At 62.1% G+C, this 24,024-nt stretch carries 23 protein-coding genes and 1 tRNA gene; 16 read left to right on the top strand and 8 right to left on the bottom strand.

Annotated features, from left to right (window positions below):
• Together AC1DOG_RS13505 and AC1DOG_RS13500 are read left to right on the top strand one after the other, a co-directional pair.
• Positions 1-2,451 (top strand): GcvT family protein, encoded by a 2,451-nt coding sequence (locus AC1DOG_RS13505; RefSeq protein ID WP_477928637.1) that lies wholly within the window; start codon positions 1-3, stop codon positions 2,449-2,451.
• 335 nt (positions 2,452-2,786) lie between these two features.
• Positions 2,787-4,736, top strand: coding sequence for a methyl-accepting chemotaxis protein (locus tag AC1DOG_RS13500; protein ID WP_477928635.1), 1,950 nt, complete (start codon positions 2,787-2,789; stop codon positions 4,734-4,736).
• 87 nt (positions 4,737-4,823) lie between these two features.
• On the opposite strand, the gene AC1DOG_RS13495 is transcribed toward AC1DOG_RS13500, so the two are convergent.
• Together AC1DOG_RS13495 and uxaC are read right to left on the bottom strand one after the other, a co-directional pair.
• On the bottom strand, positions 4,824-6,278 hold the full coding sequence (locus AC1DOG_RS13495) for a mannitol dehydrogenase family protein (protein ID WP_477928633.1): 1,455 nt from the start codon (positions 6,276-6,278) through the stop codon (positions 4,824-4,826).
• Positions 6,275-7,690 carry a glucuronate isomerase gene (uxaC, locus tag AC1DOG_RS13490; protein WP_477928631.1) on the bottom strand — a complete coding sequence of 472 codons (1,416 nt, stop codon included), beginning with the start codon at positions 7,688-7,690 and terminating at the stop codon, positions 6,275-6,277. The genes AC1DOG_RS13495 and uxaC overlap by 4 nt, the downstream gene beginning before the upstream one ends.
• 193 nt (positions 7,691-7,883) lie before the next feature.
• On the opposite strand from uxaC, the gene AC1DOG_RS13485 reads away from it, so the two are divergent.
• The 4 genes from AC1DOG_RS13485 to AC1DOG_RS13470 all read left to right on the top strand — a co-directional run bounded on the left by AC1DOG_RS13485 (position 7,884) and on the right by AC1DOG_RS13470 (position 11,224).
• Positions 7,884-8,093, top strand: coding sequence for a SlyX family protein (locus AC1DOG_RS13485; RefSeq protein WP_018899136.1), 210 nt, complete (start codon positions 7,884-7,886; stop codon positions 8,091-8,093).
• Positions 8,094-8,206: 113 nt separating this feature from the next.
• Positions 8,207-8,653 (top strand): PACE efflux transporter, encoded by a 447-nt coding sequence (locus AC1DOG_RS13480; protein ID WP_477928628.1) that lies wholly within the window; start codon positions 8,207-8,209, stop codon positions 8,651-8,653.
• A gap of 94 nt (positions 8,654-8,747) precedes the next feature.
• A complete protein-coding gene (locus AC1DOG_RS13475) occupies positions 8,748-9,374 on the top strand; it encodes a ribonuclease D (protein ID WP_477928626.1) in 627 nt (208 codons plus the stop codon).
• A 230-nt stretch (positions 9,375-9,604) separates the two neighbouring features.
• On the top strand, positions 9,605-11,224 hold the full coding sequence (locus tag AC1DOG_RS13470; RefSeq protein WP_477928624.1) for a hypothetical protein: 1,620 nt from the start codon (positions 9,605-9,607) through the stop codon (positions 11,222-11,224).
• 104 nt (positions 11,225-11,328) lie between these two features.
• On the opposite strand, the gene rpsA is transcribed toward AC1DOG_RS13470, so the two are convergent.
• The 3 genes from rpsA to AC1DOG_RS13455 all read right to left on the bottom strand — a co-directional run bounded on the left by rpsA (position 11,329) and on the right by AC1DOG_RS13455 (position 14,569).
• Positions 11,329-13,029 (bottom strand): 30S ribosomal protein S1, encoded by a 1,701-nt coding sequence (rpsA, locus tag AC1DOG_RS13465; protein ID WP_018899132.1) that lies wholly within the window; start codon positions 13,027-13,029, stop codon positions 11,329-11,331.
• A 168-nt stretch (positions 13,030-13,197) separates the two neighbouring features.
• The gene (cmk, locus tag AC1DOG_RS13460) at positions 13,198-13,848 is read right to left on the bottom strand and encodes a (d)CMP kinase (protein ID WP_477928622.1); all 651 of its coding nucleotides are present in this window, start codon (positions 13,846-13,848) and stop codon (positions 13,198-13,200) included.
• 73 nt (positions 13,849-13,921) lie between these two features.
• Complete coding sequence (locus AC1DOG_RS13455) at positions 13,922-14,569, bottom strand: FMN-binding negative transcriptional regulator (protein WP_477928620.1); 648 nt, start codon at positions 14,567-14,569, stop codon at positions 13,922-13,924.
• Between the two features lie 259 nt (positions 14,570-14,828).
• On the opposite strand from AC1DOG_RS13455, the gene AC1DOG_RS13450 reads away from it, so the two are divergent.
• The 5 genes from AC1DOG_RS13450 (at position 14,829) to AC1DOG_RS13430 (ending at position 18,233) form a co-directional block, all read left to right on the top strand.
• Complete coding sequence (locus tag AC1DOG_RS13450) at positions 14,829-15,221, top strand: TIGR02300 family protein (RefSeq protein WP_018899129.1); 393 nt, start codon at positions 14,829-14,831, stop codon at positions 15,219-15,221.
• Positions 15,222-15,374: 153 nt separating this feature from the next.
• Positions 15,375-15,450 (top strand) — tRNA-Ala (locus tag AC1DOG_RS13445).
• Positions 15,451-15,684: 234 nt separating this feature from the next.
• Positions 15,685-16,602, top strand: a complete 918-nt coding sequence (locus AC1DOG_RS13440; protein WP_477928617.1) for an Abi family protein — start codon at positions 15,685-15,687, stop codon at positions 16,600-16,602.
• A gap of 55 nt (positions 16,603-16,657) precedes the next feature.
• Positions 16,658-17,377 (top strand): YoaK family protein, encoded by a 720-nt coding sequence (locus AC1DOG_RS13435; RefSeq protein ID WP_477928615.1) that lies wholly within the window; start codon positions 16,658-16,660, stop codon positions 17,375-17,377.
• A 70-nt stretch (positions 17,378-17,447) separates the two neighbouring features.
• Positions 17,448-18,233, top strand: coding sequence for a YdcF family protein (locus tag AC1DOG_RS13430; protein ID WP_477928613.1), 786 nt, complete (start codon positions 17,448-17,450; stop codon positions 18,231-18,233).
• A 16-nt stretch (positions 18,234-18,249) separates the two neighbouring features.
• On the opposite strand, the gene AC1DOG_RS13425 is transcribed toward AC1DOG_RS13430, so the two are convergent.
• Positions 18,250-18,732 (bottom strand): hypothetical protein, encoded by a 483-nt coding sequence (locus AC1DOG_RS13425; protein WP_477928611.1) that lies wholly within the window; start codon positions 18,730-18,732, stop codon positions 18,250-18,252.
• Positions 18,733-18,846: 114 nt separating this feature from the next.
• On the opposite strand from AC1DOG_RS13425, the gene AC1DOG_RS13420 reads away from it, so the two are divergent.
• Complete coding sequence (locus tag AC1DOG_RS13420; protein WP_111563053.1) at positions 18,847-19,482, top strand: trimeric intracellular cation channel family protein; 636 nt, start codon at positions 18,847-18,849, stop codon at positions 19,480-19,482.
• 24 nt (positions 19,483-19,506) lie between these two features.
• On the opposite strand, the gene irrA is transcribed toward AC1DOG_RS13420, so the two are convergent.
• Positions 19,507-19,926 (bottom strand): iron response transcriptional regulator IrrA, encoded by a 420-nt coding sequence (gene irrA, locus AC1DOG_RS13415; protein WP_026283115.1) that lies wholly within the window; start codon positions 19,924-19,926, stop codon positions 19,507-19,509.
• Between the two features lie 301 nt (positions 19,927-20,227).
• Between irrA and fabA the strand changes: the two genes are divergently transcribed.
• The 4 genes from fabA (at position 20,228) to AC1DOG_RS13395 (ending at position 23,254) form a co-directional block, all read left to right on the top strand.
• Entirely contained in the window at positions 20,228-20,743 is a 516-nt protein-coding gene (gene fabA, locus AC1DOG_RS13410; RefSeq protein WP_018899123.1) for a 3-hydroxyacyl-[acyl-carrier-protein] dehydratase FabA, read from the top strand.
• A 59-nt stretch (positions 20,744-20,802) separates the two neighbouring features.
• Positions 20,803-22,026, top strand: coding sequence for a beta-ketoacyl-ACP synthase I (gene fabB, locus AC1DOG_RS13405; protein WP_477928608.1), 1,224 nt, complete (start codon positions 20,803-20,805; stop codon positions 22,024-22,026).
• Between the two features lie 4 nt (positions 22,027-22,030).
• Complete coding sequence (fabI, locus tag AC1DOG_RS13400; protein WP_113009686.1) at positions 22,031-22,837, top strand: enoyl-ACP reductase FabI; 807 nt, start codon at positions 22,031-22,033, stop codon at positions 22,835-22,837.
• A 138-nt stretch (positions 22,838-22,975) separates the two neighbouring features.
• Positions 22,976-23,254, top strand: coding sequence for a type II toxin-antitoxin system HicB family antitoxin (locus AC1DOG_RS13395; protein WP_477928606.1), 279 nt, complete (start codon positions 22,976-22,978; stop codon positions 23,252-23,254).
• Here the strand turns inward: AC1DOG_RS13395 and AC1DOG_RS13390 are convergent.
• Positions 23,223-24,011: a GNAT family N-acetyltransferase gene (locus AC1DOG_RS13390; RefSeq protein WP_477928604.1), complete on the bottom strand. Its 789-nt coding sequence runs from the start codon at positions 24,009-24,011 to the stop codon at positions 23,223-23,225. The two genes, AC1DOG_RS13395 and AC1DOG_RS13390, sit on opposite strands and share 32 nt — an antisense overlap.
• Between the last annotated feature and the right edge of the window lie 13 nt (positions 24,012-24,024).

Raw genomic sequence — 24,024 nt, 5'->3', positions numbered from 1 at the left:
ATGGTGAAGGAATTGCCCAAGACCGCCAAGGTTGTCGTCATCGGCGGCGGCATCATCGGCTGCTCGACGGCCTATCACCTCGGCAAGCTCGGCTTGACGGATACCGTGCTATTGGAACGCAAGAAGCTGACCTCGGGCACCACCTTCCATGCTGCCGGCCTTGTCGGCCAGCTCAGGACCAGCGCCAACATCACCCAGCTGCTCGGCTATTCCGTCGATCTCTACAAGCGGCTGGAGGCCGAGACCGGGCTCGGCACCGGCTGGAAGATGAATGGCGGCCTGCGGCTTGCCTGCAACGAGGAACGCTGGACCGAGGTGAAGCGGCAGGCGACCACGGCGCAATCCTTCGGGCTCGACATGCAGCTTCTGACGCCGCAGGAAGCCTTCGATCTCTGGCCGCTGATGACAACAGACGACCTGATCGGCGCCGCCTATCTCCCGACCGACGGCCAGGCCAATCCTTCCGACATCACGCAGGCGCTCGCCAAGGGGGCGCGCATGGCGGGCGTTTCGATCTTCGAGGATACGGAGGTGATCGACCTCGAGATCGACAAGGGCCGCATCCGCGCTGTCATCACCGAGCAGGGCCGCATCGAATGCGAGCGCGTCGTCGTCTGCGCCGGGCAATGGACGCGCAATTTCGCAGCGCGCTTCGGCGTCAACGTGCCGCTGGTCTCGGTCGAGCACCAGTACATCATCACCGAATCCTTCGGCGTGCCCTCCAACCTGCCGACGCTGCGCGATCCCGACCGGCTGACCTATTACAAGGAGGAGGTAGGCGGCATCGTGATGGGCGGCTATGAGCCGAACCCGATCCCCTGGGCGACGTCGGGCATTCCCGATGGCTTCCACTACACGCTGCTCGACAGCAATTTCGACCATTTCGAGCAGATCATGGAGCAGGCGCTCGGCCGCGTGCCGGCGCTTGAGAATGTCGGCGTCAAGCAGCTGCTGAACGGGCCGGAGAGCTTTACGCCTGATGGCAACTTCATTCTGGGCGAAGCGCCGGAGCTCAAGAACTTCTTCGTCGGCGCCGGCTTCAACGCTTTCGGCATCGCATCAGCCGGTGGCGCGGGGATGGCGCTGGCGGAGTGGGTTTTCAAGGGCGAGCCGCCCTACGATCTCTGGCCGGTCGATATCCGCCGCTTCGGCCGCCCGCATTTCGACACCGACTGGGTGCGCACCCGCACGCTGGAAGCCTACGGTAAGCACTACACGCTGGCCTTCCCCTTCGAGGAATATTCCAGCGGCCGCCCCTGCCGCAAATCGCCGCTCTACGACCGGCTGAAGGCGCAGGGCGCGTGCTTCGGCGAAAAGCTCGGCTGGGAGCGGCCGAACTGGTTCGCCGATCTCTTCGCCAACGAGGAACCTAAGGACGTCTACAGCTACGAGAGGCAGAACTGGTTCGAGGCGGTGGGCCGCGAGCACAGGGCGGTGCGCGAGGCGGCGGTGATTTTCGACCAGACCTCGTTTGCCAAGTTCACGCTGAAGGGCCGCGACGCGGAAAAAGCACTCTCCTGGATCGCAGCCAACGATGTGGCCAGGCCGGTGGGCTCGCTCGTCTACACGCAGATGCTGAACGACAAGGGCGGCATCGAATGCGACCTCACCTGCGCGCGCATCGCCGAGGACGAATATTACATCGTTACCGGCACCGGTTTCGCGACCCACGACTTCGACTGGATAGCCCGCAATATTCCAGACGATCTGCATGCCGAACTGGTCGACGTGACCTCGGCCTATTCGGTATTGGCGCTGATGGGGCCGAATGCGCGCGCGGTGCTGGAAAAGGTCACAAGCAGCGACGTCTCCAACGCCGCCATCCCCTTCGGCCGCGTGAAAACCATCGGCATCGCCGGCTGCCCGGTCAGAGCGCTGCGCATCACCTATGTCGGCGAGCTCGGCTACGAGCTGCATGTGCCGATCGAATACGCCACGACCGCCTATGACGCGCTGATGGCGGCGGGCGCTCCGCTGCATCTCGTCAATGCCGGCTATCGCGCGATCGAGAGCTGCCGGCTGGAAAAGGGCTATCGCGCCTGGGGCTCGGATATCGGGCCTGACCATACGCCGATCGAAGCCGGGCTCGGCTGGGCGGTGAAGACGAAGAAGACCACGCCGTTTCGCGGCCGCGAGGCGATCGAGCGACAGCTGGCGTCGGGCGTCAAGAAGATGCTCGCCTGCTTCGTGCCTGATGATCCCGACGTGGTGCTGCTCGGCCGCGAGACGATCTACCGCGATGGCAAGCGCGTCGGCTGGCTCTCGAGCGGTGGCTTCGGCTACACCGTGGGCAAGCCGATCGGCTATGGCTATGTGCGCAACGCCGAAGGTGTGAGCGAGGAATTCGTGCTGTCGGGCAGCTATGAGCTCGATGTCGCGCGGGTGCGRGTGCCGTGCAGGGTGTCGCTGACGCCGCTTTATGATCCGGGGATGGAAAGGGTCAAGGGGTAAACACTCCGTGCGATCCGCTAGCGCAGATGCGCCGCACCTGCCTTAGTCAGAAGCGCGCATTGGGCGATCTCGTTGTTGCACTTTTACCCTCCCTTAACTGCGTTTACCTAAGGATCGCGGCCGGGTCTCACGAGACCCCGCGTACGATAACTCGTTTAAAAACAGAGCTCTCGCCGCGCTGCGGTCTCGTTCGCCCGCTCCCGGGTTATGCGTGACAGCCTTACAAGACGTCGCCGTCCACTTCGCTCAATGACTGAGCGTCTCCCCGTGAATGTCCATTTCTCCACCGTCGCAACGGCTTCCAACACGGGGAAGCCAGGGACGGCCGTCGAATCATGGGGTTTTACGTGTCCTTTTTGCAGAACCGAAAAATTAGCACCAAAATCTTGTCTGTCATCGTTCCGATCTGTCTGATTGGCATCGGTGGCGTCGCGTGGGTGTCCAGCAACTACAAGAGCGCCAACACGCGCTATTCCGATTTCATCACCATCGACAACGCGGCGACCATCGACCTTGCACGCGCCGATCGCAACCTGAACGCCATTTCGGCTGCCGCCTACCAGATCACTCTGCAGGATCCCTCCGACGCCAAATTCCAGGCGTCCAATCAGTATTATCGCAACAGCACCAACGCGCTGAAGAAACGCCTTGGTCTCGCCAAGGACAACCTGCCGGGAAAAGCCACCGAGATTACCGGCTTCATCACCAAGGCCGACGCGATCATCGCCATTCTCGACAAGGCCACCGCCTTTGCCGGAACGAATGCCGACGAGCAGGCGAAGGCCGAACTCGGCAAGGCGGATGACCTGATCCTCGGCTTGTCGAAGGACATCGCCAACGTCATCACGGCGAAGACGACGGAAATCGGCGAAACGAGCAAGGCGATCGCCAGCGAAAGCGACAGCATCATCGTCACCTCGCTGGCCGCTCTCGGCATCGTCTTCCTTTTCGGCATCACCGCGGCGCTGCTGATCATCTCGCGCGGCATTGCCGGCCCCATTCATGACCTGCGCAACCGCATGATGACGCTGGCCAACGGCGAAACCCGCGACAATGTCCCCGGCCTCGAACGCAAGGACGAGATCGGCGAGATGGCGCAGGCCGTGTCCGTTTTCCGCGACAACGCACTTGAGCGCACCCGCCTCGAACAGGAAGCGGTGGCAAACCGCAGCCTGTCCGAGCAGCAGACCATCGAACGCGAGGCACAAAAGGCCAAGGAGGCCGAGGCCATCAAGTTCGCCGTCGAAAACCTCGCGGACGGCCTTGCGCATCTATCGGATGGCGACGTCTCGCATCGCATCCAGCAGCCCTTCGCGGACGGACTCGATCGGGTGCGGATGGACTTCAACAATTCGGCCGAAAAGCTGCAATCGACACTCAGCCGGATTGCCGGCAATGCCTCGGGGATCGCATCCGGTTCGAACGAAATCAAGTCGGCCGCCGACGATCTCGCCAAGCGGACCGAACAGCAGGCCGCCGCCGTCGAACAGACAGCCGCGGCTCTTGAGGAAATCACCACCACGGTTAAGGATTCCACCAAGCGCGCGCAGGATGCCGGTGCGTTGGTCAGCCGCGCCAAGGCCGGTGCGGAAAAGTCCGGCGAGGTGGTTCGCCGCGCCGTGTCCGCCATGGAGCAGATCGAGAAATCGTCGAGCGAGATCAACAATATCATCGGCGTGATCGATGAGATCGCCTTCCAGACCAATCTGCTGGCGCTGAATGCCGGCGTGGAAGCTGCGCGTGCCGGCGAAGCAGGCAAGGGCTTCGCAGTAGTGGCGCAGGAAGTGCGCGAGCTCGCCCAGCGCTCGGCAAGCGCCGCCAAGGAGATCAAGACGCTGATCACCGCTTCCAACACCCAGGTGCAGGAGGGTGTTCAGCTCGTGGGCGACACGGGACGGGCGCTGGAATCGATCGTGACGGAAGTCCAGGAAATCAACCACCACGTCAGCGCGATCGTCGAGGCGGCGCAGGAGCAGAGCTCCGGCCTGCAGCAGATCAACACCGCCGTCAATCAGATGGACATGGACACGCAGAAGAATGCCGCGATGGTCGAGCAGACCACGGCGGCGACCCACAGCCTGTCGCAGGAGGTGTCGTCCCTCAACGAGCTTCTGACCATGTTCAAGCTTTCGGGCGGACAACGTCAGCAGGCAGCCGCACCCTTGCGAGCCGCCAAGGGCACCGAACGGCCCGTCGCATCGCCCGTCAAGGCGCTGGGCAACAAGCTCGCCAGCGCCTTCGTCGGCAACGCCGCGGTCAAGCAGGACAGCTGGGAAGAGTTTTGATCCCAGCCGGGGGCTTGAGCATCATCACTTGTGTGGCGGCGGAGATCTTCGCCGCCACATCACATTATGCCGAATGAGTAACCACCGCTAGAACAGCGGCAGCTTGTTGTCCTGGATGAGGATGTCGAGCTTGTTGGCCACATCCTCGGTCCAGGCGAGGTTTTCCGTCAGCGCTACCGGGAAAAGGCCGGGAAGCGCGAACAAAGCGGCAGCGACGGCGCCGCCGTTGCGGGGGATGTCCGCCAGCAATGCCGCGATCTCGCCGGCGCGGGGGTCGCGGAGTTCGTAGGCCTTGCCGTTGCGGTCGATGCCGAGCGCGTAACGCATCCAGGCGGCGACGGCGATGGCGTAGGTTTCGGCCTTGCTGCCATCGGCCAGTGCTTCCGTCGCCGGCTCCAGCAGGCGCTGCGGCAGCTTCTGGGTGCCGTCCATGGCGATCTGGTAGGTGCGGTGGGCGATCGCCTTGTTTGCAAAGCGGGCTGTCAATTCGTCGGCATAGGCTTCCAGATCGATGCCGGGAACCGGATCGAGCGTGGCGGCGGCGGCGTTCATGTGGCGGCGCGCGAGGGCGGCTAAGCCGGTATCGTCCATCACGTCGCGGATGAATTCATAGCCGCCGATATAACCGAGATAGGCGAGCAGCGAATGCGCGCCGTTCAGCATGCGCAGCTTCATCTTCTCATAGGCCGAGACATCCTCGACCATCAGCGCGCCGGCCTTTTCCCATTGCGGGCGGCCACTGGCGAAGCTGTCCTCGATGACCCATTGCGTGAAGGGTTCGGTTTCGATCGCGACAAGATCGACGCGGCCGATGAGCGTTTCGGCGTCGCGATAGGTGGCCTCGGTGCTGGCAGGCGTGATGCGGTCGACCATGGTCGAGGGGAATGGGACGTTGGCCTCGATCCAGGCCTTGAGCTCGGGATCGACGCGGCCGGCGAAATCTAGCACGAGCCGCTTCAAGACGGCGCCGTTGCTTGGCAGGTTATCGCAGCTGAGAGGGGTGAAGGGTGCTACGCCCTTGGCGCGGCGGCGGGCGAGGCCCTCGACGAGATAGCCGATGACGCCGCGCGGTGTGTGGCGGTTTGCGAGGTCGGCCGCGATATCCGCATGCTTGAGATCGAGACCGCCGGTGGCGGCATCGAAGCCATAGGCCTTTTCGGTCACCGTCAGGCTGACGATTCGGATGGCGGGGTCTTCGAGCCTGGCCAACAGTTCGTCGGGATTGCGGGTCGCGACATGGGCTTTCAGGATCGGGCCCATGACATGCGCGACAGTGCCTTCCGTGTCGCGCACCAGCATGGTGTAGAGGCCGTTCTGCTCGTTCAAGTGATCGGCGACATCGGCGGTGCGCAGGCTTGCCACCTCGATACCCCAATCGCCGCCGGCAAGCGCCAGCGCCGCATCCGTATAGGGCGCGAAGTGGGCGCGGAAGAAAGCGCCGGGGCCGAGATGCAGTATACCAGGCTTCAGCACATCCCGGTTGAAGGCGGGGAGCTTGGCTGTATGTGCGAGGCCGGTGAGGCGCGTCAGTCGTTCGGTCACAGCTTGTAGGCCTTCTTGGCGTTGCCGTAGGAGAGATCGGCGGCGGCGATTGCCGCATCCTGGCGCGATATCCGGTGTTCGGCGGCCAGCGTCGCCAGGAAGCCGCAGACCTCGCGGCGCCAGACATCATGGCGGGCGGGGATGGAGAGCAGCGCGCGCGTGTCGTCGTTGAAGCCGGCCATATTGGCGAAGCCGGCCGTCTCCACCACCTGGTCGAGATAGCGGCGGATGCCGGCCGGGCTGTCGTGGAACCACCAGGGCGGGCCGATCATCAAGCAGGGCCAGTGGCCGGCCATCGGCGCCAGTTCACGGGCGTAAGTCGTTTCGTCGAGCGTGAAGAGCAGGACGCGCAGGCCCGGCGCATGGCCGTATTTCGCGAGAAGTGCCGAGAGCCCGCCGACCCAATCGGTCGGCGTCGGGATATCGGCGCCCATGTTCGGTCCGCGCGTCTGGAAGAGTTCGCGGTCGGTATTGCGACGCGAGCCGGCGTGGATCTGCATGACCATGCCGTCTTCCGCCGAAAGCCCGGCCATCTCGGTCAGCATCTGGCCACGGAAAAGTTCGGCCTCGCCAGCCTCGAGCGTGCCCTTGTGCGCCCGGTCGAGCAGCCGCTGCTTGTCCGAATGCGGGAGATCGGCGGTAAACGCGGTGGGGACGCCGTGGTCGGTCGCGGTGGCGCCGAACTGGCGGAAATAGGCGCGGCGCTTGCGATGCGCCTCGATCAGGCCATCCCAGCTCGCGACGTCGCAACCGGTGAGCTCACCGAGCTTCGCGAGATTTTCGCGGAAGCCGACGGCATCGGGATCAGTGACGCTATCGGGGCGATAAGTGGTGCGCACACGGCCGATCCAGCCATCCTCGGCCATCTTCTGGTGATGCGGGAGCTGATCGAGCGCGCCCTCGGTGGTGGCGATTGTTTCGATGCCGAAGCGCTTGTGGAGCGCGCGCGGGCGGAACTCCGGCAGGGCCAGCTGCGCGTTGATATGATCGTAGAGCGCGTCCGCATTCCCTGATGTCAGCGGCTCCTCGCAGCCGAGCACGGCCGACATGGCGTGATCGACCCAGAGGCTGGACGGCGTGCCGCGGAAGAGATGATAGTGCGCGGCGAAGGTGCGCCAGATGTCGCGGCCAGACGAGACAGGCTTGCCGTCGAGGCGGGGAACGCCGAGATCGTCGAGCTTGACGCCGACGCTGTGCAGCATGCGGAAGAGATAGTGATCGGGAATGACGAGCAGCGAGGCAGCATCCTCGAAGGGCTTGTCGTCGGCGAACCAGGAGGGTTCGGTGTGCCCATGCGGGCTGACGATCGGGAGACCGCTGACGCTCTCGTAAAGCTCGCGCGCTATGCTGCGCGTTGCCGGATCGGCCGGAAAGAGCCGGTCCGGATACAGAAATCCATTGCCGATATCCATCTGTATTCCTCCCTGGTACCCATCGGCCTAGCGCACAAAAAAAGATGCGGCAAGGGCTTTTAGTAACCAAACGGTTCACTTTGTGAATCGGCGGCGCCCCCTCTCGAAACGATTGACCTTGCGGCCTATTTCCGCTTTGGAGAGCGCAATCACATGACCGGTTCATCTGGCCGGTCGTGGCAAGGAGAGCCCGATGTCTGATCAGACCGATCGTATCACCCAACTCGAGGAAACCATCGCCCACCAGGCAAAGACGATCGAGGAACTGTCCGACCAGCTGACGGAGCAGTGGAAGGTGGTCGAGCAGACGCGCGCCAAGCTGGACCGGCTGACCGAGCGCTTCCTTTCGCTCGAAGAACAAGCGCTGGAAGCGCCGGCGATCACAAGGCCGCCGCACTACTGAGCATCACGATCTTGCCCTTGGCGGGCGAGATCACTATATCAGCGCTGCGAGGACGACCTCCCCCTTCTGGGCAAAAACTCGGGACGACCCGAACTATCCCACAGGGGTTATTCATGCGATCCACATCCGACCGTATCCGTCACGCCATCAGCTTCGAAATCATCGGTCTTGCCCTTGTCACGCCGCTCGGCGCGCTGGCCTTCGGCATGCCTGTCGCCGACATCGGCGTCGTCGGCGTTGCCGGCGCCACGATCGCCACGGGCTGGAACTATCTCTACAATCTCGGCTTCGACCATGTGATGCAGCGGTTGACCGGCGGCACGAAGAAGAGCCTTGCCGTGCGCGTGCTTCATGCCGTGCTGTTCGAGGGTGGTCTGCTTGTGGCGCTGTTGCCGCTGATCGCCTGGTATCTCGGCATCAGCCTGTTGCAGGCCTTCATGATGGACGTGTCCTTCGCGCTCTTCTATCTGGTCTACGCGTTCGTGTTCAATCTCGCCTACGATCGCATCTTCCCGCTGCCGGACTGGCAGAGGAAGGCGCCGGATGCCGCGCGCGGCTGATTGATACCACGTCACGCCAAATGGCGTGGTTTGCGATCGCGGCTTTCGGGTCTATATAGCGCCAGAACATCATTACTCAGCGAAAGACGACAGCATGGCCGCGACGATCCGTTACCACGAAGGCGACATTTCCGCCGCCGATGCAGCCCGCTATACCGGCGCGATCGCGATCGATACCGAAACGCTCGGCCTCGTGCCGCGCCGCGACCGGCTCTGCGTCGTCCAGCTTTCGCCGGGCGATGGTTCGGCCGACGTGATCCGTATCGCGGCCGGCCAGACCGAGGCGCCGAACCTTGTGACGCTTCTTTCGGATCCGACACACGAGAAGATCTTCCATTACGGCCGCTTCGACATCGCGGTGCTCTTCAATGCTTTCGGCGTGACGACGACGCCGGTGTTCTGCACCAAGATCGCCTCGCGCCTTTGCCGTACCTATACGGACCGGCACGGGCTGAAGGACAATCTGAAGGAGATGTTGGAGGTCGATATCTCCAAGACCCAGCAATCCTCCGACTGGGGCGCGGAGACGCTATCGCAGGCGCAGCTCGAATATGCGGCGTCCGATGTGCTCTATCTGCATGCGCTGCGCGACAAGCTCACCCACCGCCTCATTCGCGACGGGCGGTTCGAGCATGCGACCGCCTGCTTCGCCTTCCTTCCCACCCGCGCCAAGCTCGACCTGCTTGGCTGGGGCGAGACGGATATTTTCGCGCACAGCTGAGATTGCTTGCCGGCTTCTCACCACGCAAAGCCTAAGTGTGCCGCCACGCACCGAATGATTAGTGCTTCGTTAACGGTGAATCACTAGGATGCTCATTAACTTCTGAGCATTCCGTGGCGCGATGCAGCGTCCTCCAGGCACGCGACATCGCCGGAGAATGCAAAACAGCCCGATGAACGCGGCTCCCCTGTAACCTGCTTCAGCGCATTTTACGAAAGAGGAAGCATGCCATGTTGTCTCCGGTTCGTGCAGCGTCAAGCTCAAGCTTTCCCTCGCAGGGCTCCACCTCGGCGCTGAGCGCCAGCGACATCGTGCGCGGTGTCGCCGCGGTTGCGCCGGTCAACCAGGTCGAGAGCCCTGATCTGACGTCCGGCGCCACGGCCAAGCTCAACATCCTGCTGCTTGCCGTTCGCGCCCGCATGGTCGAGGCGCTGCTCAATGTGCTGACCGCCACCGGAGAGGCGCTTTCGCAGCCGCGCGACGATAACGAACCGGATCTGGTCTTCGCATCGCGGCTGGCTGACGCGATCCAGAAACTGCCGCCCGCCAAGATCGAAGTGATCGAGCGCCAGCTGGCGGCCCAGGGCCACGCCATCCCGCTGCGGCTGCTTGCCGAAGCGCTACAGAACCCGGCCGGCCCCGCCGCGACGCGCATCGCCGCCTATCTCGAAACCATCGGCACGAGGGATCGCGATCTCGCGACACGCGCCGTTCTCAAATCCTACAGCCAGAACGATGGTTCGCCGGCGCGCCCGGAGCAGCGGCCGGAGATCAGTCTGCATCGCGATACAGTCGCGTCAGCACCCCGCGCCACGACCGCAGCGCCTGAGAGCGCTGGAGCCAGGAATGCGGCGACGTCGACGGCGGCAGCTGGGAACGCGGACCACGAAGGCGACGCGACCGCACAGGCCGCGATGACCGACGAAGCACCAATGGCTCCCGTCGCCGAACGCGCGGAGCCGAAGGCTGCGATCACCGCCGCAAGCGCCACGCTTTCGGCCGACGAAGCGGCGGAAGCGCCTGTCGCAGCGGAGGCATCCGCTCTGCCTGCCGAAGCGGAGGCAACCGAGGTCGCCGCCGAGCCAGCAGTCACGCGCGACACCAAGGCCGATCCGATCATCCCGAAGAGCTGGGTCGGCATTCCGGCTTCGCTGTCGAAGGACGAGACCGACATGATCGTGGTCATCATCCGCGATCAGGCGACTGAGACGCTGCTCGAGGCGGCGGACGTCGAGCCGGCGGTCGATATCGACGTCCTGCTCGACGACACGCTGATCGCCGACATACCGGATAATCTGAAGCGCCCCGCCGAGCAGATGCTGATGGCGAACGGGCTCGCGAAGCCGATGACGGCGCAGGCAGCCCCCTCGCCGCTGGAGGCCGTGGCGGCGCAGGCGGCCGCGCGGCAGCCGGCACAAGCGGATACCGACACGCCATCGGCAACGCGGCAGATGATCGACGCCACCTACGCGCCGGTTCTGATGAAGGTCATCGAGGGCGTGCCCTATGCGCCGCAGCCTTACGACTTCGCCAAGGACGAGACCGACGATGCCGGCTCGCGCGAGATGAACCGCGAAGACCACAACGGCAATATCGACCAGGGCGACGAGAACGAAGACGGCGACGAACAGGATGGCGCGGACCAGGCGGGGACGCTTGAGAAGCACGACCTTGCCGCGGATGACAGCGAGGACGTTGCATTCATGGCCGCGCAGCAATCCGCGATCGCAACGCCGATGCTTGACGAGGCGGGCGAGCCTATCCTGATGCTGCCGGGTCCCGGCCTGCCGATGGCGCCGGCGAGCGATGAGGCCTATGCGCGCTACCGGCGGATGGTCGGCTGGGAGTAGCCACACGAAACGACCGTTGACCGCCACGAACAGTTCCCCAAAACAAAGAACCCGCCGGATCGCTCCGGCGGGTTCTCTTATTCTTCAAGCCTGACGGCTGGCGATTATTCGCCGCGGTTCTTCAGAGCCGCGCCGAGGATGTCGCCGAGCGAAGCGCCAGAGTCGGACGAACCGAACTGTGCAACGGCTTCCTTCTCTTCAGCGATTTCCAGAGCCTTGATCGAAAGCATGACCTTACGGTCCTTCTTCGAGAAGTTGGTGACGCGAGCGTCAACCGTCTGGCCAACCGAGAAGCGCTCCGGACGCTGGTCGTCGCGATCGCGAGCGAGGTCAGCGCGGCGGATGAACGAGGTGATGTCTTCGTGGTCTACGAGCTTCACTTCGATGCCACCGTCGTTGACGGCGATGACTTCAGCCGAAACAACAGCGTTCTTGCGCAGGTCGCCGGAAGCAGCAGCTTCGCCGACCGAGTCCTTGCCGAGCTGCTTGATGCCGAGCGAGATGCGCTCCTTTTCGACGTCTACATCAAGAACGACAGCCTTAACGACATCGCCCTTGTTGTATTCTTCGATGACCTGTTCGCCCGGACGGTTCCAGTCGAGGTCAGAGAGGTGCACCATGCCGTCAACATCGCCGTCGAGGCCGATGAACAGGCCGAATTCGGTCTTGTTCTTGACTTCGCCTTCGACTTCAGTGCCGGCCGGATGGTTGCGAGCGAATGCCGCCCACGGATTTTCCAGGGTCTGCTTGAGGCCGAGCGAAATACGACGCTTGGACGGATCGACTTCGAGAACGACGACTTCGACTTCCTGGCTCGTGGACAGGATCTTGCCGGGGTGTACGTTCTTCTTCGTCCAGGACATTTCCGAGATGTGGATCAGGCCTTCGATGCCCGGCTCCAGCTCGACGAACGCACCGTAGTCGGTGATGTTCGTGACGGTACCGGAGATCTTCTTGCCTTCCGGATACTTGGCCTGGATGCCATCCCACGGATCCGACTCGAGCTGCTTCATGCCGAGCGAGATGCGGTGGGTTTCCTGGTTGATGCGGATGATCTGAACCTTGACCTGCTGGCCAATGGACAGGATTTCCGACGGATGGTTCACACGGCGCCATGCCATGTCGGTGACGTGCAGCAGGCCGTCGATGCCGCCGAGGTCAACGAACGCACCGTAATCGGTGATGTTCTTGACGACGCCGTCAACAACCTGGCCTTCTTCGAGGTTCTGAACGATTTCAGAACGCTGCTCGGCACGGGATTCTTCCAGAACCGTACGACGCGATACAACGATGTTGCCGCGACGCTTGTCCATCTTGAGGATTTCGAAGGGCTGCGGGTTGTGCATCAGCGGGGTAACGTCGCGGATCGGACGGATGTCGACCTGCGAACGCGGCAGGAAGGCAATCGCGCCGTCGAGGTCAACCGTGAAGCCGCCCTTGACCTGGTTGAAGATAACGCCTTCAACGCGCTCACCAGCTTCGAACTTGGCTTCGAGCTTGACCCAGCTCTCTTCGCGGCGAGCCTTTTCGCGCGACAGAACAGCTTCGCCGAGAGCGTTTTCGATGCGCTCAACGTAAACTTCGACTTCGTCGCCGACCTTGAGCGTGCCGTCCTTGGCCTTGGCGCCGAATTCCTTGAGCAGAATGCGACCTTCGACCTTGAGGCCAACGTCGACAACGGCGGAGTCCTTCTCGATTGCCGTTACGATACCCTTGGTTACATAGCCTTCAGCCAGATCGTTCTTGGCAAAGGATTCTTCCAGAAGGGCCGCGAAATCTTCGCGAGAGGGAGTAGCTACTGACATGAAATCTCCTGCGTGTCCGGATATCTGGACACGTATGCGCCGGTTGGTTCGTGTTGAATGAGCCTGATCCCCGTCCGCCCTCTCATCGAAGGCAATCCGGCGCTTGGACGGAATTTCAGGCTGTCGTTTAAGGCGGTCAGGGCAAAGCCTGGCGGAACGCCTCAAATCTTAATTTCGGTTCAAGGCCGCATCGATGACCGATTTCGCGGCTTGAAACGCGGCTTCTATACTCATTTCCGACGTATCAAGCAAGTGCGCGTCTTCGGCTGGTTTCAAAGGGCTGTCGGCCCTTCCCATGTCGCGTTCGTCGCGTCGCTTGACGTCTTCGAAAATCGCCGCGAAATCGGCGGCGATCCCCTTGGCCTTGATCTCGTCGAAACGGCGCCTTGCGCGCACTTCGGCCGAAGCCGTCACATAAAGCTTCACCGGTGCTTGCGGGCAGACCACCGTACCGATGTCGCGCCCATCAAGCACCGTGCCCGGCGTACGCTCCGAAAACTTGCGCTGTGCCTCGACCAGCGCACGGCGCACCGACGGCATCACCGCGATCTTCGAGGCGGCTTCGCCGATCTCATGCTTCGACAGGATATCGCGATCGAGCCCGGCGAGTTCAACCTCGAGGGCCATTTTTTCCGCCGTCGCCTCATCATCGAGCGGCAAGCCGGCATCGAGCAGCGCCTTGGCTGTGGCGCGGTAGGTCAGGCCGGTGTCGAGATGGTGGAAGCCATAGGTCTCGGCGATGCGGCGCGAAAGCGTGCCCTTGCCGGCGGCGGCCGGTCCATCGATGGCGATGACAAAATGGTCTGAACTGGTCGGCATGCTTGTCTTTCTATCCCGCCCGATGTTTTCAGGCATTGCTGTCGGCCGATATCGATCGGCCGGTGTCTCAACTCTATTTGCCGGCGTCAGCGAGGCCGCCATAGAGGCGCACGAGATCCGTCATCTCGCCTTGGCCCGCCGTTTCGCCGAGCCCCGCGGCCACACCTTCGCGGTCGGCGATCGGCCGGTTCTGGCTGACCTTCCACTTACCTTCGATGGCGGTGATCTCGATCTCGACGCCGACGATGCCCTTCATTTGCGCCTTCACATAAGCCTCCGGTGCATCGCTGACGGCCCATGGCTTTTCACGCGGCGTCTCGTGTTGCGTGGTCAGCGCGGTGATCTGCGCAAGCAGCCAGTCTGCATCGTCGATCACGCGGGCCGTGCCGCGCACCTGCACCACGGCGTAGTTCCAGGTCGGCACCACCTTGCCGGTCTCGCGCTTGGTCTCGTACCAGGAGGGCGTGACATAGCTGTCGGCGCCCTGGAAGACGGCAAGCAGCTCGGCGCCATCTTGGAGATCGCGCCACTGCGGATTGGCCTTGGCCAGATGCAGCCGAAGCGTACCCTTTTCGGACGCCGCCGCATCGAGATGAAAGGGCACGGAATTGGCCATCAGGCCGGAGGCGCCGGTCGTAATCAAGAGGCCGAGCGGATGCGCCCTGATCAGAGCGTGCTGGACGCCGAGATCATCTTCCCTGAAATGCGGTGGCTGATACATGTCGCCCATCCGTCCTGACCACCGGGAACTGCCGGCGTCACGTTGCCCATCGAGTATTCGCGGCTCACTAGCACAAAGCATCGGCCCGGTCATCCGGCGCGGCGCATGGCGCTTGCGGTCACGGCCCATGAAGTTAGGCTTTGACATGGCGGCCCGCAACGATTATGGGGACCGGCTTATAAATTCCGAACAGAACGCCGGTTTCAACGGCATTTGCCGAACTCAGGTTCGGCCATTCTCACGATCACGAGGCTCAACAGTGGCGAAAGCTGAACTTGGAACCAAGCGTACCGATCCGGAAACCGGCAAGAAATTCTACGACCTGAACCGGAACCCGATCGTTTCTCCTTACACGGGCAAGACCTACCCGCTCTCCTTCTTCGTCGAAAGCTCGGCTGCGGCCGCTGCTGAAGCCGCGCAGGAAGAGGAAGAAGTGGCCGAAGTCGATACCGAAAGCACGGAAGTCGAACTGGTCTCGCTCGAGGACGCAGACGGCGATGCATCCGGCGACGATATCCCTGACATGGGCGACGACGACGTCGAAATCGAGGGCGATGACGACGACGATACCTTCCTGGAAGCCGACGAAGACGACGACGATGACGACATGAGCGACATCATCGGCGTGACCGGCGACGAAGAAGACGTCTGATTTCGAACAAGGATCGGCCCGGGCGAGAAAAATTCACCGGGCCGATTTTTTAGGCTTGCCATCTGCGAAAACCGCACGTATTAAGCCGCCACTTCCCGAGGACAAGCGCTTCGAGAAGCATCCCAGGCCCGGCACAAACCGGTCCACCCTGATGGGGCTATAGCTCAGCTGGGAGAGCGCTTGCATGGCATGCAAGAGGTCAGCGGTTCGATCCCGCTTAGCTCCACCAAATTTTCTTCTCTTAGATTTAAGCGATGGAATTGCGAGTGTCGCCTATGGGCTGACCAAGCGGCTATATTCAAAATAGCAAAATATTCCTTTGTACCTTATTGCTTTGCTAACCTCCGTAGGCCATATCTCGTTCTAACAAGACCCGCCACGCCTCGGACGAAACTCTGTTTCGAACTGCGCACCCCGGCGGGTTTCTCTTTTCTGGCTTGCAGAATCCACCTATGAATTAGGGATGAGATTCACAAAGCCCTCGGTTGCAATTGTCGATCAGTTAGCGCTGCTGCAAGCCAGGGGCATGGTCGTCCCTGATGTTGGCCATGCGCTGCATTGCCTACAGCACATAAGCTACTACCGGCTACGCGCTTACTGGCTTCCTTTCGAACAGATCACTGCCGGGACGGGTGAACACAAGTTCAAACCGGAAACCTCGTTTGACGACGTGCTTGCCCTTTACGTTTTCGATCGTCGCCTTCGCCTGCATATCATGGACGCTGTCGAGCGCGTCGAGGTTTCCTTGCGCGGCAGTTGGGCACACCATCTGGCGATGAAATATGGCCCGCACGGGTATCTTGATCCGGCGCTATACGCTCGCGCAGACCATTATGATCGCGCCTGCCGGACCCTCACAAACGAAATCGACCGGTCCAAGGACACGTTCATCGTGCACTATCTGGAAAAATACGACGAGCCTCGGCATCCGCCGATATGGATGATCGCGGAGGTCATTTCCCTCGGGCAACTTTCCAAATGGTACAGCAATTTGAAGCTCCGCTCCGATCGGCAGGCGATCGCCAAGCCGTATCAGATTGACGAAAAGGTGCTCATCTCGCTCACGCACCATCTCACCTACATACGCAACATATGCGCCCATCACGGGCGGCTTTGGAACAAGCAGTTCACCGTGACGATGATGATGCCGAACTCTCCAACTCCCTTGCAGCTTGCAATCAATCCGGCATCGGAGCGGCGCATTTATAATACGCTCGCGGCACTTGGATATCTGATGGGGATCATAGCCCCAGCAACAACATGGCGACAGCAGCTGGCGGACCTTATCGATTCCTGCCCGCTTGCCGACGAGACTGTCATGGGATTTCCGCCAGATTGGCGCAGCCAGCCAGCATGGGCGACACCACCTGCCACACCTTAACTGTCGAGCAGTTTCGAACTTCAAGTGACGTAATCGACCTTCCGGGACCCCACCCATGACACGACAAAGACGACGCCGCATCATCCACACGCGCCGCACCGCGACGGGGCTTGCCCTCGCCGGGGCGATCTCGTTCTTGGCGGGAATGACGGATGCGACGGGGTTGGTGCTGAGCGGCGATTTTGTGTCGTTCATGACCGGGAATACGACGCGGGCGGCACTTTCGCTTGGGGCAGGAAACTTCGGGCATGCGGCCGTGCTGATTGCGGCGATCATCGTCTTCGTGCTCAGCAACGCGGCCGGGATCGTGCTTGCGCATTTCGCCGAGCGGCGGGTTTTCGTGGTGCTCGGCTGCGTCGGGGTGATGCTGGCGGGCGCCTCGCTGATGAGCGAGCCCGGCCTTGCGCTCCCCCGCTTCTACCTGATCGTCGCCTCCATGGGGGTGGTGAACGCCGCGGTGGAGCATATCGAGGGGCTGCCGATCGGGCTTACCTATGTGACCGGCGCTTTGTCGCGCTTCGGGCGCGGCATTGGCCGCTTTCTGATCGGCGACCGGCGGCTCGACTGGACGATCCAGATCGTCCCCTGGCTCGGCATGCTGCTCGGCGCCATAGCCGGCGCGCTGTTGACGCAGGTTGCGGGTGCGTCGGCGCTGTGGGTGGTCGCCGCCTTCGCGATGCTGATCGCGCTGGCCGCGCTTCTCATCCCGAAGCCGCTGCAGCGGCGGTTCAACCAGTCGGCTGCCGCCCGCGCGTCGGCCCAGCGCGCGAAGTGATCGTCGCATCATCCTGTCTGCGAATCAGCTAGACGTCGTTCCAGAACCGATGCAGGAACGGAGGCCCCGCGTGTTTGTCTTCTCGAAACTCGTCTGGATTTTCGGCCAGCCGCTATCGCTGGCTTTCCTGCTTATTTTGGCCGCGCTGATCGCGGGGCTGATCCGCTTTCGCATCATCAGCGTGCTCGCGACCGCCTGCGCCGCGCTGGTGCTTTTCATCACGCTCTACACGACAGCAGGCAACTATCTGCTGCAGGGGCTGGAGGACCGCTTCGCCAAACCGCAGGATCCGGCCGAGCTCACATGCATGATCGTGCTCGGCGGCGGTTTCGAGAACGAGGTCAATACATCCAGGCACGGGATCGAGATGAATGCCGGCGGCGACCGGTTTATCGAGACGCTGAGGCTGGCGCAGAAATATCCGCAGTCGCGCATTCTCGTCTCGGGCGGCGATGGGTCGATGTCTGGTGTCTACGAGGGCGACGCGGTCATGGCGGAGCGGTTCTTCCCGCTGTTCGGCGTGGCGAAGGAGCGGCTGGTCCAGGAGACGACTTCGCGGACCACCTTCGAAAACGCCGTCAACACCAAGGACCTGCTTGCGAGCCAGGGGCTTTCCAATTGCCTGCTGATCACATCCGGCTATCACATGCCGCGCTCGGTCGGGATCTTCCGCAAGCTCGGCATCGACGTGACGCCCTGGCCGACGGACTATAGGACCGATGGCCACGAGCGTCTGGCGCTCGACTTCACCCAGCCGAACCGGAACGCGCAGAACATGACAACGGCGATCCGCGAATGGTTCGGCCTTGTCGGATATTACTTCGCCGGGCGCACCTCGGAGTTTTACCCGCGCTGAGCCCGGCTGTTTCCGGCTACTTCTTGGAGATGGTGACGAACTTGGTGCCGCGCACGCGGGTGGTGATGACGCAGGGATCGGTCTTCGGATCACCATCGGGCCGGTCGCAGAAGCGCGGATGCATCTTCATGGCCAGCACCTTGTTGCCGAAGCGCTGCACGAAATCGTAGCCGTAGGTCTTGGCGGTGGCGATCATGAAATAGCCGCCCTCGGCCACCTGCAGATAGAAATTGTAGACGCAGCCGTCTTCGTCGCACTGCGGGCCCTTGGTGCCGTCGCAGGTCATTTCGCCCTCGTTGACGACGACGTCGACCAGCCCGTCATTGTTGATGTCCTGATGGGTGACGAAGCCGTCGGAGAACTCGACCTCGGTGCATTGTTTCTTGAAATGATCCTTCTCGTAAATCTCAGGATCGGGAAGCAGCGACTGCTGGGCGTGGGCCGCGGTGGATACGGCAAGAGCCGCAACGAGGTTCAAGGCGATCAGCAGCGTTTTCACAGGTTCTCTTTTCGTCGGATAAGGACGGCATTGGTTCGTGAGTTTGGCTGATCCGCCTTGCGCCGCCCTTGCGGCCATGATTATTCGAGGGAAAGATCGCCATTGGAGCACGCGATGTCGCCATTCGTCTATCTCGACTATGCCGGCGTTGCCCTGTTTGCGGCAACGGGCGCGCTTGCCGCCTCGCGCAAGCAGCTCGATCTGATCGGCTTCCTGTTCTTCGCGGTCATCACAGGCATCGGCGGCGGCACGGTGCGCGATATCGTTTTGGGTCGCGTGCCGGTCTTCTGGGTTCTGAACCCCACCTATATCCTGGTCTGCTGTGCCGCCGGCGTCTTGGTGTTCTTCACCGCGCATATGGTGGAATCGCGCTACCGGCTGCTGATCTGGCTCGATGCGGTCGGACTGTCGGCCTATTGCGCCATGGGGGCGGCCAAGGGGCTGGCGGCCACCGGCTCGCCGACCATCGCGATCGTCACCGGCACGCTGACGGCGACCTTCGGCGGCGTGTTGCGCGATCTCGTCGCCAACGAGCCCTCGGTGTTGCTCAGGCCGGAAATCTACATCAGCGCGGCGCTGGTCGGCGCGGCGATCTTCACCGGTGCCAACGAATTCGGGCTACCGCTCTATGTGGCATCGGCCGCGGGGGTGCTTGCGGCATTCGCGGTGCGCGGCGGCGCGCTTTACTACGGCTGGACGTTTCCGACCTACAAGGCAAAGCCCGGCCGGCATCCTGACGATGTGATGTGAAAATCGATCTGGATCAGGTGCTGATCAGGAGCGCTTCGGACGCAGGCGGATCACCACGTCGACATGGGCGATCTCCATGCCCTCAGGCGGTTCCGGCAGATTGTCGATGGTGAGGTTGCTGACAGGAATATCGAGCACGTCGTTATCACCCTCCACGAAGAAGTGGTGGTGATCGGAGACATTGGTGTCGAAATAGGTCTTGGCGCTTTCGACCGCGAGAACGCGGATCATGCCGGCCTCGGTGAACTGGTGCAGCGTGTTGTAGACGGTGGCGAGCGATACCGGCACGCCGGCGACAACAGCCTCTTCGTGCAGTTCCTCGACGGTCAGGTGGCGATCGCCCTTTGCAAAGAGCAGGTCGCCGAGCGCGACGCGCTGGCGCGTCGGCCTGAGGCCAGCGCCCCGCAACCTTGCTTCAATGGTAAGAGGGGCTTCAGCCGCCATCAACAACTCCCGCTAATCTAGCGTCTCGCAATCATGTTTCTATTAGCCATATAACTTTTGCACGAATGGCTTTCAATAGTTTCAATGGGGACAACAGGTGTCAAAGCGCCGCGAAATCGGGCTTTTCGCGTAATTAGTGCTGGTCGGGGGCTTGGCCTTCCTGTATGCGACCACCAAATAAGGCGCGCAGCCGGTCCTTGGACGTGGGTGAAGCTCAGTCATGCTTATGCTTCATTTTCCGTCGAACTTGGATTAAACGTTCACATCCATCAGCTTAGTTGCGGGGGGAATTAGAGTTTTCATGGCGACGAAACAATCCAGCTTCAACTATGAGGAAATCCTGGCATGCGGCCGCGGCGAGCTTTTCGGCCCCGGCAACGCGCAGCTTCCTCTGCCGCCAATGCTCATGGTTCACCGCATCACCGACATCTCCGAAACCGGCGGCGCCTTCGACAAGGGCTATATCCGCGCCGAGTACGATGTGAAGCCTGACGATTGGTATTTCCCCTGCCACTTCCAGGGCAACCCGATCATGCCGGGCTGCCTCGGCCTCGACGGCATGTGGCAGCTGACCGGCTTCTTCCTCGGCTGGCTCGGCGAGCCTGGTCGCGGCATGGCGCTTTCGACCGGTGAGGTGAAGTTCAAGGGCATGATCCGCCCGACCACCAAGCTCCTCGAATACGGCATCGACTTCAAGCGCGTCATGCGCGGCCGCCTGGTGCTCGGCACCGCCGACGGCTGGCTGAAGGCCGATGGCGAAACCATCTACCAGGCCTCCGACCTGCGCGTCGGCCTGTCCAAGGACAAAGACGCCTGATTGCACCGGGCATCCGTGCCCGGTTTTCCAAGTTAGAAAAAACGAAAAGGTCGAAACACATGAGACGGGTAGTTGTCACGGGTCTGGGCGTCGTTTCCTCGATCGGCAATGACGCCGCCGAGGTCACCGCTTCGCTGCGCGATGCCAAGTCCGGCATTTCCTTTTCCAACGATTTCGCCGAGCACGGCTTCAAGTGCCAGGTCTGGGGTCGCCCTTCGCTCGATCCGACGGATCTGGTCGATCGTCGCGCCATGCGCTTCCTGTCGCAGGGCGGCGCGTGGAACCATGTCGCGATGAAGCAGGCGCTCGCCGATTCCGGTCTTGAGGAAAAGGACTACAGCGAAAACGAGCGCGCCGGCATCATCATGGGCTCGGGTGGCCCTTCGACCCGCACGCTGATCGAAGCCGCCGAGATCACCATCAAGAACAACAGCCCGAAGCGCATCGGCCCGTTCGCCGTGCCGAAGGCAATGTCGTCGACGGCATCGGCCACGCTCGCCACCTGGTTCAAGATCCACGGCGTCAACTACTCGATCTCGTCGGCCTGCTCGACGTCGGCGCATTGCATCGGCAATGCCGCCGAAATGATCCAGTGGGGCAAGCAGGACATCATGTTCGCCGGCGGCCACGAGGATCTCGACTGGACGATGTCGAACCTGTTCGACGCCATGGGCGCCATGTCCTCGAAGTACAACGACACGCCCGAGACCGCATCGCGTGCCTATGACGCGACCCGCGACGGCTTCGTGATTGCCGGCGGCGCCGGTGTTCTGGTTCTCGAAGAGCTGGAACACGCCAAGGCTCGCGGCGCCAAGATCTACGCCGAAATCGTCGGCTACGGTGCCACTTCCGACGGCTACGACATGGTCGCTCCGTCGGGCGAAGGCGCGATCCGCTGCATGCGCCAGGCGCTCTCGACGGTGAAGGGCGATGTCGACTACGTCAACACGCACGGCACCTCGACGCCAGTTGGCGACAGCAAGGAAATCGGCGCGATCCGCGAAGTGTTCGGCAACAAGATCCCGCACATCCAGTCGACCAAGTCGCTCACCGGCCACTCGCTCGGCGCTGCCGGCGTGCAGGAATCGATCTACTCGCTGTTGATGATGCAGGCCGGCTTCATCGGCGAAAGCGCTCATATCACCGAGCTCGACCCTGAGTTCGACGGCGTGCCGATCGTGCGCAAGCGCATCGACGACGCCAAGATCGACATCGCGCTTTCCAACTCCTTCGGCTTCGGCGGCACCAACGCCACGCTCGTCTTCCAGCGCTATAACGGATAATAACATGACGGGAATCATGCAGGGTAAGCGCGGGCTTATCATGGGTGTCGCGAACAACCACTCCATCGCCTGGGGCATCTCCAAGGCGCTGGCGGCACAGGGCGCGGAACTTGCTTTCACCTACCAGGGCGACGCGCTGGGCAAGCGGGTCAAGCCGCTTGCCGCCGAAGCCGGCTCCGACTTCGTACTGCCTTGCGACGTCGAGGACATCGCTTCCGTCGACGCAACTGTCGACGCGATCAAGGAACGCTGGGGCACGCTCGACTTCGTCGTGCACGCCATCGGCTTCTCCGACAAGAACGAGCTGAAGGGCCTCTACGCCGACACCACGCGCGAGAATTTCAGCCGCACAATGGTGATCTCCTGTTTCTCGTTCACCGAGATCGCCAAGCGCCTGGCGCCCCTGATGAACGAAGGCGGCTCGATGCTGACGCTGACCTACAACGGCTCGACGCGCGTCATTCCGAACTACAACGTCATGGGCGTCGCCAAGGCGGCACTCGAGGCCTCCGTACGCTATCTGGCGGCTGATTACGGCCCACGCGGCATTCGCGTCAACGCGATCTCCGCCGGCCCGATCCGCACGCTCGCCGGCGCCGGCATTTCGGACGCCCGCGCGATCCTGTCGTGGAACCAGCAGAACTCGCCGCTGCGCAAGACCGTGACGATCGATCACGTCGGCAACTCGGCACTCTACCTGCTCTCCGACATGGCGGCAGGCGTCACCGGCGAAATCCACTTCGTCGACGCCGGCTTCAACATCACCTCGATGCCGGCGCTCGACACGCTGCGCAAGGCGGACGCCGAGTAAACGGCAGCCAGCCAGAACCGAATGCAAGGCCATGCGCATTATATTGCGCATGGCCTTTTTTGTTTTGGATACTATTCTGCGGACACGCAAATCAACGCAGGCCCAGCCTTCGAGGCTGAGCGAGTAGGGAAAGCGATGATGAGATATTTCTTCGCGCTGGTGCACAAGGAGCCGGATAGCGCCTTCGGCATCAGCTTTCCCGATCTGCCGTCCGTGTTTTCCGCAGCCGACGTCGAGGATGATCTGACTGCCAATGCGATCGAAGCGCTGCGGCTGTGGGCGGAAGACGAGACTTTGCCGATACCGTCGTCCTTCGACGAGATCAGCGCGCGGCCGGAGGTGCGGAGTGAGCTTGCGTCAGGCGCCTTCCTGACGCGGATTGCGGTCAAGTGCTCGGCAAACGCAGGTGGTGCGTAAGCGTCATGAAGCATTGCATGCCAAGCTTCTCGGCAACGCGAATTGATGCGCTGTTGTCGGCGCTGACTTGATAGCGCGAGAGCATGTTTCTCTTGGCAAGTTCGGCCAGGGCCGTGCGGACGACTTTGCCCGCGAGGCCTCGGCCCCGCAAATTCTCGGCGGTATAGACGCCGCCAATCTCCCAGACCGCCCCATAGTTCCGGAAGACGAAGCACAGCGATTGCGGCTCGTTTTCGGGACCGAGGATGCAGACAAAAGCCTCGTTGGCATCGAGCAGGGCTTGCAGCCAGTTGCTGGCGTGCCCTTGCTTCTCAAGCGCGTCGAGAACGGCGTTTCCAGGCGCGACGGTGACAGCCACATCGATATCGCGCCCGACGCTGCCCTTCCCGGTGTAGGATAGATAGCAGGCTTTCTGTTCTGTTGCGTAGCGTGTTGAAATCACCCGCCGGTCGGCATCATTGGCCACTTTGAACACGACGCCGATATTCTCTGGAACGTACTCGAGAAGCCGTTCTGTAAGGGTGGCAGCGTCGCTTGAGATGAAAGCGACCCAATCCGCCTCGGGATAAACGTCCCGATCATAGGGGCTGGCGGAGACCTTGAGGAGCACGAGCGATCCCGATCCCGTGCGATCCGAGACGCGATGCGCAATGGTATCTTCGGGGAAGAGCGAAAGCTGCTTCAGCAGAACGATATTGCGCAGAAGCTGCCGCTCAAGGTGGCCGGCAGTGTCATGATGACGCTCTGAAACAGGCAAGGGTACCTCGGAC

Source organism: Rhizobium sp. 01N48, from assembly GCF_056399145.1.
This window is presented reverse-complemented; position numbering and strand designations above follow the sequence as displayed.